Annotated in this window: 12 protein-coding genes; 9 read left to right on the top strand and 3 right to left on the bottom strand. The window is 70.6% G+C overall.

Annotated features, from left to right (window positions below; all coding sequences use genetic code 11):
• Positions 1 to 31: 31 nt before the first annotated feature.
• Positions 32 to 1,291 (bottom strand): amidohydrolase family protein, encoded by a 1,260-nt coding sequence (locus tag ACIREE_RS30920; protein ID WP_404159383.1) that lies wholly within the window; start codon positions 1,289 to 1,291, stop codon positions 32 to 34.
• A 171-nt stretch (positions 1,292 to 1,462) separates the two neighbouring features.
• Here ACIREE_RS30920 and ACIREE_RS30915 point away from each other — a divergent pair, with 171 nt between their 5' ends.
• From ACIREE_RS30915 to ACIREE_RS30885, 7 genes are all read left to right on the top strand, one after another.
• The gene (locus tag ACIREE_RS30915) at positions 1,463 to 1,915 is read left to right on the top strand and encodes a DoxX family protein (protein WP_404159381.1); all 453 of its coding nucleotides are present in this window, start codon (positions 1,463 to 1,465) and stop codon (positions 1,913 to 1,915) included.
• Positions 1,916 to 2,001: 86 nt separating this feature from the next.
• Positions 2,002 to 2,625, top strand: coding sequence for a hypothetical protein (locus ACIREE_RS30910; protein ID WP_404159378.1), 624 nt, complete (start codon positions 2,002 to 2,004; stop codon positions 2,623 to 2,625).
• A 335-nt stretch (positions 2,626 to 2,960) separates the two neighbouring features.
• Positions 2,961 to 6,932, top strand: a complete 3,972-nt coding sequence (locus ACIREE_RS30905; RefSeq protein WP_404159375.1) for a hypothetical protein — start codon at positions 2,961 to 2,963, stop codon at positions 6,930 to 6,932.
• A 424-nt stretch (positions 6,933 to 7,356) separates the two neighbouring features.
• Positions 7,357 to 7,944 carry a TMEM165/GDT1 family protein gene (locus ACIREE_RS30900; protein WP_404159372.1) on the top strand — a complete coding sequence of 196 codons (588 nt, stop codon included), beginning with the start codon at positions 7,357 to 7,359 and terminating at the stop codon, positions 7,942 to 7,944.
• A gap of 72 nt (positions 7,945 to 8,016) precedes the next feature.
• The gene (locus tag ACIREE_RS30895) at positions 8,017 to 8,625 is read left to right on the top strand and encodes a TetR/AcrR family transcriptional regulator (RefSeq protein ID WP_404159369.1); all 609 of its coding nucleotides are present in this window, start codon (positions 8,017 to 8,019) and stop codon (positions 8,623 to 8,625) included.
• Positions 8,622 to 10,295, top strand: a complete 1,674-nt coding sequence (locus ACIREE_RS30890) for an FAD-binding dehydrogenase (protein ID WP_404159366.1) — start codon at positions 8,622 to 8,624, stop codon at positions 10,293 to 10,295. Before ACIREE_RS30895 ends, ACIREE_RS30890 begins: the two co-directional genes overlap by 4 nt.
• Complete coding sequence (locus tag ACIREE_RS30885; RefSeq protein WP_404159363.1) at positions 10,292 to 11,101, top strand: SDR family oxidoreductase; 810 nt, start codon at positions 10,292 to 10,294, stop codon at positions 11,099 to 11,101. Before ACIREE_RS30890 ends, ACIREE_RS30885 begins: the two co-directional genes overlap by 4 nt.
• Here the strand turns inward: ACIREE_RS30885 and ACIREE_RS30880 are convergent.
• Both ACIREE_RS30880 and ACIREE_RS30875 read right to left on the bottom strand, forming a co-directional pair.
• A complete protein-coding gene (locus tag ACIREE_RS30880; protein WP_404159360.1) occupies positions 11,098 to 11,424 on the bottom strand; it encodes a hypothetical protein in 327 nt (108 codons plus the stop codon). The two genes, ACIREE_RS30885 and ACIREE_RS30880, sit on opposite strands and share 4 nt — an antisense overlap.
• Positions 11,417 to 11,956 (bottom strand): RNA polymerase sigma factor, encoded by a 540-nt coding sequence (locus ACIREE_RS30875; protein ID WP_404159358.1) that lies wholly within the window; start codon positions 11,954 to 11,956, stop codon positions 11,417 to 11,419. The genes ACIREE_RS30880 and ACIREE_RS30875 overlap by 8 nt, the downstream gene beginning before the upstream one ends.
• Before the next feature lie 105 nt (positions 11,957 to 12,061).
• Between ACIREE_RS30875 and ctaD the strand changes: the two genes are divergently transcribed.
• Positions 12,062 to 13,687 carry a cytochrome c oxidase subunit I gene (ctaD, locus tag ACIREE_RS30870; protein ID WP_404159356.1) on the top strand — a complete coding sequence of 542 codons (1,626 nt, stop codon included), beginning with the start codon at positions 12,062 to 12,064 and terminating at the stop codon, positions 13,685 to 13,687.
• Complete coding sequence (locus ACIREE_RS30865; RefSeq protein WP_404159353.1) at positions 13,684 to 13,992, top strand: hypothetical protein; 309 nt, start codon at positions 13,684 to 13,686, stop codon at positions 13,990 to 13,992. The genes ctaD and ACIREE_RS30865 overlap by 4 nt, the downstream gene beginning before the upstream one ends.
• Positions 13,993 to 14,006: the final 14 nt, after the last annotated feature.

Below are 14,006 nucleotides of genomic sequence, written 5' to 3'. Positions count from 1 at the left end.
GGTCACGGTAGCTTCTGGCGCACCCGACCGCTCAGGCCCGCGCCCGGTCCCGGTCCCGGTCGAAGGGCAGGTCCAGCATGCGGATCGCGTTGCCCCGGAGCAGCTTGTACGCCACCTCCTCCGGGAGGTGCCCGACGTGGTCCTGCGCGACCTGCTTCGTGTGCGGCCAGGTCGAGTCGACGTGCGGATAGTCGGTCTCGAAGGTCGCGTTGTCCACGCCGACCGTCTCGATCGCCTCGACTCCGTGCTTGTCGCGGAAGAAGCAGCAGAAGATCTGCCGGTAGTAGTACGTGGACGGCGGCTCGGGGATGAGGTCCTTCACCCCGCCCCAGGCCCGGTGCTCCTCCCACACGTCGTCGGCGCGTTCGAGGGCGTACGGGATCCAGCCCATCTGCCCCTCGCTGTACGCGAGTTTGAGCTTCGGGAACTTCACGAGCACGCCGCTGAACAGGAAGTCCATCATCGAGGCCATGGCGTTGTTGAAGCTCAGCGAGGCCTGGACCGCGGGCGGGGCGTCCGGTGACGCGGCGGGCATCTGTGAGCTGGACCCGATGTGCATGTTCACGACGGTGCCCGTCTCCTGGCAGGCCGCGAAGAACGGGTCCCAGTACCCGGAGTGGATCGACGGCAGGCCGAGGTAGGTCGGGATCTCGGAGAAGGTCACGGCACGCACGCCGCGTGCCGCGTTCCGCTTGATCTCGGCGACGGCCAGGTCGATGTCCCAGAGAGGTATCAGGCACAGCGGAATCAGCCGGCCCCCGCTGTCACCGCACCATTCCTCGACCATCCAGTCGTTGTACGCGCGCACGCAGGCGAGCCCGACTTCCTTGTCCTTGGCCTCCGCGAAGGTCTGGCCGCAAAAGCGCGGGAAGGTCGGGAAGCACAGCGAGGCCTCGACGTGGTTGATGTCCATGTCCGCCAGGCGGGCCTTCGGGTCCCAGCAGCCGCGCCGCATCTGCTCGCGCGTGATGCCGTCGAGCGTCATCTCGTCCCGCGAGAACCCGACGGCCGCGATGATGCGCTTGTACGGGAAGATCTCCCCCTCGTACCTCCACCAGTCGGTGATCTGGCCCTCCAGATCCGTCGTGAACTTGTACTTCCCGCCGACATACGCCAGTTCGCCGATCCCCGCGGTGAAGGGCTGCGGACCCAGCTCGCGGTACTTGGCCGGGAGCCACGTCTCGAAGAGGTGCGCGGGCTCGATCACGTGGTCGTCCACGCTGATGACCCGGGGGAGTTCCCGTTCCTCGGTGCCGTTCCCGCCGTGCTCACCGTTCTCACTGCTGATCACGTCTTGCCCCCTACTGCTTGCCCGTTTCGCGACCAGGATCTGACGACCCATCAGATTTAGCGTATGGCCCAGCCTCACCGACGACAAGGGTCCGCCCGCGCCGCGCCTCTTGCGGGATCGGCCGTGTTCCGCTGAACTGACGCATCGTCAGGAATTCGCGGGAGGACCGGAATGCAGACGTGGTGGCTCAGCGGTGCCGAGTGGTTCGCCGTGCTCCGGATCGGCCTCGGCCTGTGGTGGCTGGAGAGCTGGCGCCACAAGGACAAGAAGACCTGGTTCCGCGGCGGCGGCATCGAATGGGCCGCCGGCATCGCCGACAAGCACCGGTGGTCCTTCGTCCGGTCGGGCTTCGCCGTGGTGGTCGAGCCACGGCCCCGGGTGATGGCCCACGTCGTCGCGTACGCGGAGCTGGCGCTCGGCCTCGGCCTCGTCGCCGGCTTCCTGACGCCGGTCGCCCTGGTCTGCGGTCTCGCCCTGAGCCTGATCTATCTGGTGCTGATGATCCATGACGTCAGCGAGCAGGGACAGAACCTGATGATGAGCCTGATCGCGCTCGTCGCGCTGCTCGGGATGGGGTGGCAGACCTGGTCACTGGACGACGCCCTCGGCCTCTTTCAGCGGTGAGACCAGGCCTCTTTCAGCAGTGAGGCCAGTGAGACAAGGAGATTGCGGTGAACGTGGACAGTCACGGAGATGAGAAGCCGCAGACGGTGGCGGAAGCGGAAGCGGCTCTGCGCAAGGGGCACGCGGCCAGGGCCGAAAGCGCCGCGGCCCGCGCGGCCGCCCTCAGCCGCTATGTCGAGGAAGCTGAGGAAGCCGAGGAAGCCGAGGAAGCCGAGGATCAGAGAAGCGCTTCCGGCGAACGCTCCGACGGCCACGCCGACGCCGTCTGGAAAGCCGCTCACGCCGCCCGTACGGCGGCTCAGGCGCTCGCCGTGCTGGCGGAGGGCGCCCCCGACCCGGCCGCGGATTCGCGCTGCGCCCGGAACGCGGCGGCAGCCGCGGCGCAGGCTTCCCAGATGGGACAACGTGTCGATGCCGGCAGGGCACGCGGAGAAAACACAGAAAACGCAGCAACCGCAGAAACCGCAGCAGGCACAGAGCGCTCCGCTCGCGCCGTGCAGGCCGCCCTCAAAGCCTCGCAGGCCGCCGCCGCGGCAGCGGGCGCAGAGCACATGGGCCGCGACGAAGGTCTCAACGCGGACGCCGACACGGCGGAGAAGGCCGCGGTCGCGGCGGCCGAGGACGCGGGGTGGATCGTGCCCGGCGAGAAGGTGCCGAGCGTGGCGACCGGGGTACGGAGCACGGAAATCATGTCCATGCTGCACCTGTAGCCGCTGCGTCACGTCGTATCGGAGCCGGTCCCTCCCCTCGTGCGGACCGGCACCGAACGACGCGGACTGCGCCGCCGCGCGCCGCATCGGCGGAGCGGCACGCGGCAAGCAATATCCCAGGCCGGGAATGATCCCTCCGAGCGGTGGGCAGATGATGCTCGGGTGGCCCGGCGTGCTGGGTTCTCTACTGGGCGTGATCCTGCCATTCACGGTGCCGACTGAGGAGTACGCCTCCCCGTCCGGACAACATAAGTGCAGGTCAGACCTATAAGGTGAGTTTTCCGGTCCGGATGCGCCGGAGAGGCGGATTCGCGGATGCTCGGCGGATGTAAGGGGTGGAGGAGGTGTCGGGTTCCTTCTCGGGGGCGCGCACGGCCTTCGCGGAACGGCTCTCTCTGCTCTACAGGGAAGCCGGTAACCCGCCCCTCAAGCGCGTGTCCGAAGCGGTCGTCCGGCTTCAGCGGATCGACGAGCGGGGCCGTCCCGTACGGGTGTCCGCGCAGCGGATCAGCGACTGGCGCCGGGCCAGGAACGTGCCGGCCCAGTTCACCGCCCTGGCCGCCGTTCTGCATGTCCTGATACCCGAGGCACGACGTGAGCGGCCCGTGCCGGTCTCCGCCGGCCTCTACGACATGAGCCACTGGCAGCGCCTGTGGGAGAGCGCGGTGGCCGGTCCTGGCGACGATCCCGGCGCGACCCCCGGCACGGGCGAGGGGCAGCTCCTGGCGGAGGCGCCGGCCGCCCCGGGGGTCTGCCCGTACCGGGGGCTGGCTTCGTACCGGCAGCAGGACGCCCACTGGTTCTTCGGGCGGGAGCGGAGCACGGAGAACCTCATCGAGCTGCTCCTCGCCGCGGAGCGGACGGGCGGCCTGGTCATGCTCGTAGGCGCGTCGGGGGCGGGGAAATCGTCCCTGCTGAACGCCGGTCTGGCGCCCGCGGTGCAGAACGGCGAGCTGGGCGACGGGCGCGGTCACGTGCTGCAGCTCGTACCGGGCAGCGATCCGTACCGGCATGCCGACGCGATCCGGGACGCTGTCGCGAGCCCGGGAGCTGTCGCGGCCCACTCCGCGACCAGCTCCCCGCCCCCTCCCCCGCCCCCTTCCACGACCGCCTCCGCGCCCCGGCCGGTCATCATCGTGGATCAGTTCGAGGAGATATTCACCCTCTGCCCGGACAAGGCCGCCCGGCGCGCCTTCATCGAGCTGCTCCACACCGCCGCCACCCCCACGAGCGGCGACGAACGGCCTCCCGCGCTCGTGGTCCTCGGCATCCGCGCCGATTTCTACGAGGAGTGCCTCGGGTATCCCGAGCTGGCCCACGCGTTGCAGCACCGGCACATGGTGCTCGGGCCCCTGACCAACACCGACCTGCGCAAAGCGGTGACCGGCCCGGCCAAGGCGGTGGGGCTCGAACTCGAGCCCGGGCTCGCGGAGCTCATCGTCCGGGAAGTGAGTACCGACGGGCCGCGCGGGGCGCAGGACGCGGGTGCGCTGCCGCTCCTCTCCCACGCGATGCTGGCCACCTGGCAGCGGCGCAAGTCGGGCAGGCTGACCCTGGCCGGGTACCGCGCGGCAGGCGGGATCCAGGGCGCGGTGGCGGCGACCGCCGAGCGGGCCTGGTCCGCTCTCGACCCGGCGGCCCGTACGGCCGCGAGACTGCTGCTCCTCAGGCTGGTGCGGCTGGGCGAGGACACGCAGGCCACGCGGCGGCGGGGCACGCGGCGCCAGTTGGCGGACGAGTCGACGGATCCCGCCAAGACGGAGGAGTCACTCGAAGCCCTGGTCCGCGCCCGGCTGGTGACGCTCGACGCGGAGACCGTCGAGATCACGCACGAGGCGCTGCTGCACGCCTGGCCGCGGCTGCGCGGCTGGATCGACGACGGGAAGAACGACCATCTGCTGCGCCAGCGCCTCGAAGAGGACGGCAGGGCGTGGGAGGAGTCGGGCCGCGATACGGCGCTGCTCTACCGGGGGTCCCGGCTCGAGCAGGCCCGCGCGTGGGCGGCGTCGGCCGGCGACACGTATCCGACGCGGGGCGCGGCCGACTTCCTGAAGGCTTCGGCCGGGCTGCGCCGGCGCACCGTCCTGCTCAGTCGTGGCGCGGTGTCGGCCCTGGTCGTCCTGGCGATGCTGGCGGTCACCGCGGCGGTGATCGCGTGGCAGCAGCGCAACGACGCCGTGTTCCAGCAGGTGGTCGCGGAGGCCGAGCGGGTCCAGGACTCGGATCCCTCGCTGGCCGCACGCCTCGACCTGGTGGCGCACCGGCTGCGGCCGGACGACGAGACCACGACGAACCGGCTGATCTCGATCGTGAACGCGCCCCTGGCCTCACCGCTGCTCGGCCACACCGGCGCCGTCTACCTCACCTCGTTCAGCCCGGACGGGAAGGTGCTCGCCACCGCCGGCTACGACCGGACCGTCCGGCTGTGGGACGTGGCCGATCCGACGCACCCGGAGCCCTTGGGCAAACCCCTTACCGGACACACCAGTTGGGTGAGCACCGCCCTCTTCAGCCCCGACGGGAAGACCCTCGCCAGCGCTTCGGACGACGGCACCGTCCGGCTGTGGGACGTGCGGGACCCGGGCCACCCGCGCCGTTTGGGCGCGCCGCTGGCCGGCCATGCGGCCACCATCTATCTGCTCGCCTTCAGCCCGGACGGGCACACGCTCGCCTCGGCCGATGAGGACCACACCGTACGGCTGTGGGACGTGGCCGAGCCTCGGCGCCCGAAGCCGATCGGCACGCTGACCGGCCACACCGCCGCCGTGCGTTCCGTGGCGTTCAGCCCGGACGGGCGGACCCTTGCCGCCGGTGGGGACGACGGCACGATCAGGCTGTGGGACACGGCCGAGCCACGGGCGCCGAAAGCGATCGACACGGTGCTGACCGGCCATCAGGGCACGGTGCACTCGGTCGCCTTCAGCCCCGACGGCCGCACCCTCGCCAGTGGCGGCACCGACCACACCGTCCGGCTGTGGAACATCGCGGACCCCCGCCACGCGCGGCCCCGCGGCGCTCCGCTCACCGCCCACACCGGCCCCGTCTGGTCCGTGGCCTTCAACCCCGCGGGGACGATGCTCGCGGTCGGCAGCGCGGACAGTACGGCGAGCCTGTGGAACGTCAGCGATCCGGCCCGCCCCTCGCAGGTCGGTGAGCCGCTCGCCGGTGGCAGCGGGGAGATGTACGCCGTCGGATTCAGCCCCGACGGGCGGACCCTGGCCACGGGGAGCGGCGACAACAAGGTCCGCCTGTGGTCGATACCGACGTCGGACATGATCGGCCGCATCGGGGCGTTCAGCCCCGACGGGAAGGTGCTCGCCACGGCTGCCGGGGACAACAAGGTGCGGCTGTGGAATGTGGAGCGGCCCAGCAGGCCGGTGCCGCTGGGCGAGCCGTTCGACCCCGGTGAGGGGGAGCCGCGTTCGATGGCGTTCTCCCCCGACGGCCGTACGCTCGCGGTCCTGACGGGAAGCCGCGCGGTACAGCTGTGGAACGTCACGGGCCCCGCCCGGCCGGTCCCCTACGGCCCGCCGATGGCGTTGAAGACACGATTCGCGGGGCCTCGCGCGCTCGCCTTCGGTCCTGACGGGCGGACCCTGGCCACGGCCTGGACCGACCGCACCGTGCGGCTGTGGAACGTCGCCGACCCGGCCCGGCCCCGCCCGCTCGGCCGGCCGCTCACCGGTCATACGGGGTACGTGAACGCCCTCGTCTTCGGCACCGACGGCCGGACCCTGGCCAGTGGCAGCGCCGACGGGACGGTCCGGCTCTGGGACGTGTCGGACCCGCGCCGCGCCGGGCGGCTCGGCGGGCCGCTGGCCGGGCATCTGGGGCCCGTCAACACCCTTGACTACAGCCCGGACGGGCACACTCTGGCCAGCGGCAGCGACGACGGCACCGTCCGGCTCTGGAACGTCACCGAGCCGCGCCGGGCGGCCGGGCTCGGTGTCGCCCTGACCGGGCACACCGACGCGGTGGTGTCCCTGACCTTCAGCCGGAACGGCCGGACCCTGGCCAGTGGTGGCAATGACAACTCGGTCCGCCTCTGGGACGTCTCCCGTCCCGCCGACACCTCCCCGATCGGCCAGTCGATGAGCCCGAACGCCAAGACGGGCAGTTTTCTGTCGTTCAGTCCGCACACCAACCTGCTCGGAATTTCGAGCGGGGCCGACACCGTCAGGCTGTGGAATCTGGACACCGCGGCGGCGATCCGCCGTATCTGTTCGACCACGCGGGACGTCCTGACACGGGAGAAGTGGCACGAGTACCTGCCCCGGCTCACCTACGAGCCGCCGTGCGACGAGTAATAGTTTCCGGCCTCAGGGCTGAGCTTCACGGCGTGTGACGCCGCGTGGCACCGATCACAACAAGCCATACTGGCCGGTCGGCCCTGCCGCTACCGCCCGGCGGCCTTGTACGGTTGCTTGCAGCCCGATCGCTGATGCATCCCCCGTCGTCAGCGGTCGGGCCTTTTCGTGCGCCTGTCCGGCCGCCATGTAGCCTTGAGGTGCAAGCGAAGGGGAGTAGCCCCGCGAACCGGTCGTCGACACACTGGAACCCCCGGGTTCCCGGTGGCCGGGCTCGAGCCGTGACGGTTCGGGTGGGCGAGACCTTCGACCAGGCAGAACGACTGACGCGTAGGGCATACGTGTCATGGCTGCCGGGTCGAGTGGTCCTCTCCGCGCGGCGGGTGGGTTGCGAGAACCCGGCCCGTACAGAAAGCGCCCGCTGATGCATCTCGATCTCGACCCCCTGGCGATCCTCACCGCCTTCGGGCTGATCTTCCTCGCCGAGCTTCCGGACAAGACCATGTTCGCCTCGCTGGCGATGGGCACCCGGATGAAGCCCCTTTACGTCTGGTTCGGGGCCTCCGCCGCCTTCATCGTGCACGTGGCCATCGCCGTGGGCGCCGGATCGCTGCTCGGCCTGCTGCCGGACTGGATCGTGAAGCTGGTCTCGGCCCTGCTGTTCGCGTTCGGCGCCTTCATGCTGCTGCGCGGCGGCGGGGACGACGAGGACGACGAGGCGGGCGCGAAGACCGTGACCGGCTTCTGGCCCGTCTTCGGCACCGCGTTCATGGCCGTCTTCATCGGCGAATGGGGCGATCTGACACAGATCACCACCGCCAACCTCGCGGCCACGAACGGCACTTGGTCCACCGCCATCGGCTCCGCCGCCGCCCTGATGTCCGTCTCCGCGCTCGCGCTGATCGCCGGACGGTTCATCGCGAAGCGGGTGCCGCTGAAGACCGTGCAGCGGATCGGCGGCGTGTGCATGCTCCTGCTCGCCGTGTGGACGCTGATCGAGATCTTCGTCTGACCCCTGTACCGCTGCTCTTGTGGATACAGGAACGTATCGAATACGTTCCTGTATCCAACGGAGGAGGCGACGATGCCGGGCACCGTCACGAAGCGGCGTGCGCGCACGCGGCAGCGGCTGCTCGACGCCGCGCTCGACGTGTTCGCCGAGGTGGGGTTCGGGCGCTCCACCGTCGAGCAGGTCTGTGAGCGCGCCGGATTCACCCGCGGCGCTTTCTACTCGAATTTCTCCTCCCTGGACGAGCTGTTTCTCGCCTTGTGGGAGGAGCGGTCGGCGCGGATGCTCGGCGATGTGCGCAGCGCCCTGGCCGACCTCGACCCGGCCGACCCCGAATCCGCCGTGCGGGCCGCGATCGCGGCGACCCCGGTGGACGACGCCTGGTACCGGATCACCGCCGAGTTCACCGTGCACGCCCTGCGCAATCCGGGGCTGCGCCGCGTGATGGCCGCCCGGGAGCAGGCGATCCGGGACACGATCCTGCCGGTCTTCGTGACCGCGCTGCGGCGGCTCGGACGGCGGGTGACCGACGAGCGCGCCCTCGGTGACGCGCTCGTCGCCGTGCACGACGGGACGACCGTGCAGGTTCTGCTGCAGCCGGACGACGCGTCCGTACGGGCCCGTCGCGAGGCCCTGTTCATGAACGTACTCGACGCCTACAGCACACCCATGGAGAGCGCATGAGCGACACCAGCGGCTTCCAGGCCGATGTCATCGTCGTGGGGGCCGGGCTCGCCGGGCTCGTCGCCACCTATGAACTGACGCGTGCGGGCAAGCGCGTCGTGCTCGTCGACCAGGAGAACGAGGCCAACCTCGGCGGCCAGGCTTTCTGGTCGCTCGGCGGGCTCTTCCTCGTCGACAGCCCCGAGCAGCGCCGGATGGGCATCAAGGACTCCTACGAACTCGCGCTCGCCGACTGGCTGGGCTCCGCGGGCTTCGACCGGGAGCGCGAGGACCGGTGGCCGCGCAAGTGGGCCGAGGCGTACGTGAGTTTCGCGGCCGGGGAGAAGCGCGACTATCTGGCCGGGCTCGGCCTGAAGCTCACGCCGAACGTCGGATGGGCCGAGCGCGGCGCCGGGACCGCCACCGGGCACGGGAACTCCGTGCCCCGCTTCCACCTCACCTGGGGCACGGGCCCCGAGGTCGTGCGGGTGTTCCGGGAGCCGGTCCTCGAGGCGGCTTCCCGCGGGCTCGTCGCCTTCAAGTACCGCCACCGCGTGGATGAGTTGATCGTCGAGGGCGGGGCCGCGGTCGGCGTCCGCGGGGCACTGCTGGAGCCCTCCTTCGAAGCGCGGGGCGTGGCCTCGTCGCGGGAGAGCGCCGGGGAGTTCGAGCTGCGCGCGCAGGCCGTCGTCGTCACCTCGGGCGGTATCGGCGGCAACCATGACCTGGTCAGGAAGAACTGGCCGACCGAGCGGGTGGGGCAGCCGCCCGAGTCGATGGTGACGGGCGTTCCCGCGTACGTCGACGGGCGCATGCTGGAGATCACCGAGGGCGCGGGCGCGTCCCTCGTCAACCGCGACCGCATGTGGCACTACACGGAGGGTCTGAAGAACTGGGACCCGATCTGGCCGGGACACGGCATCCGGATCATCCCGGGCCCGTCGTCGCTGTGGCTGGACGCGACCGGCAAGCGGCTGCCCGCGCCGCTCTTCCCAGGACACGACACGCTCGCCACGCTGAAGCACATCACCGCCTCCGGTTACGACCACACGTGGTTCGTGCTGACGCGGGCCATCGTGGAGAAGGAGTTCGCGCTCTCGGGGTCCGAGCAGAACCCCGACATCACCGGCAAGGACCTCAAACTGGTACTGCAGCGCGTGAAGAAGGGCGCACCCGGCCCGATCAAGGCGTTCCTGGAACAGGGCGAGGACTTCGTCGTACGGCGCAACCTCAAGGACCTGGTCGCCGGGATGAACGAGCTGACGCCCAAGACGCCCGTGGAGTACGAGCAGGTCGAGCGGGAGATCGTCGCCCGGGACCGGGAGGCCGAGCACGGCTACTCCAAGGATCTCCAGCTGATGGCCGTGCGCAACGCCCGCGCCTACTGGCCCGACCGCATCACCCGCGTCGCCAAGCCGCACCGCCTCCTCGACCCGGCGCAGGGACCGCTGATCGCCGTACGGCTGCACGTGCTGACCCGCAAGACGCTGGGCGGTCTGGAGACCACGCTCGACTCGCAGGTCGTACGGCCCGACGGGTCCGTCTTCGACGGGCTGTACGCGGCCGGTGAGGTCGCCGGGTTCGGCGGCGGCGGCGTGCACGGCTACAACGCGCTGGAGGGCACCTTCCTCGGCGGCTGCATCTTCTCCGGCCGGGCGGCAGGCCGCGCGCTCGCCAGGAGCCTGGCGTGAGCGGCGTCGGAACACGCGGCACCGCCCTGGTGACCGGGGCCTCGTCGGGGATCGGCGCGGCGGTCGCCGCCGCGCTGGTGCGGCGCGGCTACCGGGTGTACGGCACGAGCCGGAACCCGGAGAAGGTCAACCTGCCCGTTCCCGGGGTGACTTACCTGGCGCTCGACCTTGCCGACGAGTCGAGCGTCGAGGCGTGTGCGGCCGCGGCGGGCGATGTCGACGTGCTCGTGAACAACGCGGGCGAATCGCAGAGCGGGCCCTTCGAGGAACTGCCGATGGATGCCGTCAAGCGGCTGTTCCAGCTCAACGTCTTCGGCGCCGTGCGGCTCAGCCAGCTGCTGCTGCCCGGGATGCGGCAGCGGCGGCGCGGCCGGGTCGTCATGGTCGGCTCGATGCTGGCCAGCTTCCCGCTCGCCTACCGCTCCTCGTACGTCGCCTCGAAGGCCGCGATCAAGGGCTTCGCGAGCGCGGCGCGGCGCGAGTACACCCCGTACGGCGTCGGCATCACGACCGTCGAGCCGGGCGCCATCGCCACCGGGATCAGCGAGCGCCGCACCCAGTACGTGGGCCTGCACTCCCCCTTCAGGAGCGCGTACGACACCATGATCTCCGCCCTCAACTCCAATGAGGCGCACGGGATTTCGGCCGAGCGGGTGGCGGCGAGGATCGTCACGGCGATCGAGGCGCCACGCCCCCGGCCGTTCTACGCCGTCGGCAGCAACGCGCCGGTGGCGTTCGCGCTGCGGCGGCTGCTGCCGCGTGGCGCGAGTGAGCGGATGGTGGCCCGCAGGCACGGCCTGCGTTAGGGCAGGTCGCCGACCGGTCCCGCCGTGCTGCCGGACGGCCGGGCCGGTTCGGCGGTCGCCGGGGGCGCGGCGGCGTAGGTCAGGCCGAGCACGAGGAGCGCGGCGAGCGCGCACACGGTGGCCTCGGCGCGCAGCACCAGGACGCGGCGGGCGCGGCGGGCGCGGCGGGCGCGGGAGCCGTGCAGGAGCTGGTTGAGGGAGCGTTCCGCACGGTGGTGCAGGGGGCCGTCGGCGTACCGGGGATCGTGCGCGGGGACCGGGTCGGCGGCGCGCAGCAGGCCCAGTTCGTCGGGGGCGACGGAGTCTTCCACGGGATCAGTCACGGTCACGGCCTCCTGCGGGCACGGTCATGTTCATCCGGTCGATCTCGGCGCGCAGCCTGCGCCGGGCGCGGTGCAGGCGCATCGCCGCCGCGTTCTTGCCGCACTCCAGGGCGACGGCCAGTTCGTCGAGCGTGAGCTCCTCCCAGGTGGTGAGGCGCAGCGCCTCCTGGTCGGCGGGGCTGAGGCGGGCCAGCGCCTCGTGCACCCAGGCGCCGGGCCGCTCGGCGTCGGGGCCTGCCACGATCTGCCGGCGGTGGGCGCGCTCGTGGTGGCCGATGCGGTCGAGCAGCCGGCGTCTTCGGCCGAGGCCCCGGACGGTGTTGGCGAGGCAGTTGCGGGCGACGGCGTACAGCCAGGGCAGCGGCGTCTCCGGCGGGAGTTCCGCGCGGCGCCGCCAGGCTATGGAGAAGACGTCGGCGACCACCTCCTCGACCTCGTGGGCGCCCGGGTCGAGACGCCGCGCGACGAAGCGGCTGACCGCCCAGTAGTGCGCGCGGTAGGCCGCCGCGAAGGCGTCGTCCGTCGTACTCATGCTGCGTTGATGTCCGGCACGGCCCCGATCTTCACAGGTGACCTGTGTGATCTTTGCGGTGGGTTCGGCGGTGAAGCGCGGGGCACGTCCGGACACGTACGGGGCATGAAGTCCTCGAACTCGAAGTGGGTCACGTGGCTGACCACCACCGACCACAAGACGATCGGCACGCTCTACCTGGTCACGGCGTTCGCGTTCTTCTGCCTTGGCGGCGTGCTGGCGCTGTTCATGCGGGCGGAGCTGGCCCGGCCGGGACTGCAGATCATGTCGAACGAGCAGTTCAACCAGGCGTTCACGATGCACGGCACGATCATGCTGCTGATGTTCGCGACGCCGCTGTTCGCCGGGTTCGCGAACTGGATCATGCCGCTGCAGATCGGGGCGCCGGACGTCGCCTTCCCGCGGCTGAACATGTTCGCGTACTGGTTGTACCTGCTGGGGTCGCTGATCGCGGTCGGGGGCTTCCTCACGCCTCAAGGGGCGGCGGACTTCGGGTGGTTCGCGTACGCGCCGCTGTCCGACGCGGTGCACTCCCGCGGCATCGGCGCCGACATGTGGATCATGGGGCTTGCCCTCTCCGGGTTCGGCACGATCCTCGGCTCGGTCAACTTCATCACGACGATCGTGTGCCTGCGGGCGCCCGGCATGACCATGTTCCGGATGCCGATCTTCACGTGGAACGTGCTGCTGACCGGCGTACTCGTACTGCTCGCGTTCCCGGTGCTCGCGGCCGCGCTGTTCGCCCTGGAGGCCGACCGGAAGTTCGGGGCGCACATCTTCGACGCGGCGAACGGCGGGGCACTGCTGTGGCAGCACCTGTTCTGGTTCTTCGGGCATCCGGAGGTCTACATCATCGCGCTGCCGTTCTTCGGGATCATCTCGGAGGTGATCCCCGTGTTCAGCCGGAAGCCGATGTTCGGGTACTCGGGCCTGATCGGCGCGACGATCGCGATCGCGGGGCTCTCGGTGACGGTGTGGGCGCACCACATGTACGTCACAGGCGGTGTCCTGCTCCCCTTCTTCTCCTTCATGACGTTCCTGATCGCGGTGCCGACGGGGGTCAAGTTCTTCAACTGGATCGGCACGATGTGGCAGGGCTCGCTGTCGTTCGAGACGCCGATGCTCTACGCGGTCGGGTTCCTGGTCACGTTCGCGTTCGGCGGGCTCACGGGCGTGGTGCTCGCGGCGCCGCCGCTGGACTTCCATGTCGGTGAGACGTACTTCGTGGTGGCCCACTTCCATTACGTCATCTTCGGCACGGTCGTCTTCGCGATGTTCTCCGGCTTTCATTTCTGGTGGCCGAAGTTCACGGGGAAGATGCTGGACGAGCGGCTCGGGAAGATCACTTTCTGGACGCTGTTCGTCGGCTTCCACGGGACGTTTCTGGTGCAGCACTGGCTGGGGGCCGGGGGCATGCTGCGGCGCGTCCCCGACTATCTGGCCGTGGAGGGGCTGACCGGGCTCAACACCGTCTCGACGATCTTCTCGTTCGTGCTGGGGATGTCGTTCCTGCCGTTCCTCTACAACGTGTGGCGGACGGCCCAGTACGGGGAGCCGGTCGGTGTCGACGATCCCTGGGGGTACGGCCGCTCACTGGAATGGGCCACGTCGTGCCCACCACCGCGGCACAACTTCGTGGCGCTGCCGCGGATCCGGTCGGAGTCGCCGACGTTCGACCTGCGGCACGGGGCGGACCCGGAGACGGGTGTGCTGGTGGAGGCGGAACGGTGATCCAGGAGATCGAGGGTTACCTGATGGTGGAGGCCGCGCGGGAGGAGGGGCGGGTCGCGGCCGAGCGGTTCGTCGGGCGGTTGCCGTGGCTGACGGAGTCGCAGGCGGATGAGGTTCGGCGGGCCTATGCCGACGAGTACGTTGCGCTGCGGCGGGACGGGTGGGGGTGGTGTGCGGAGCGGGCGAGGTCGTTGCGCGGGGAGTACGAGGGGCGGTACCTGGGGTTGCGGCGTCGCCTGTGCGGGGTGGTGTGTGCCGGGGTGGCAGTGCTGGGTGTCGGAGTCGCCCTGATCATGGCGCTCTGACCTGTCGCCGAGGT

The sequence above is a fragment of the Streptomyces sp. NPDC102467 genome, from assembly GCF_044765445.1.
GTDB lineage: Bacteria > Actinomycetota > Actinomycetes > Streptomycetales > Streptomycetaceae > Streptomyces.
Note: the sequence above shows the minus strand (reverse complement) of the source record. Positions and strands in the feature narration are given on the sequence as shown.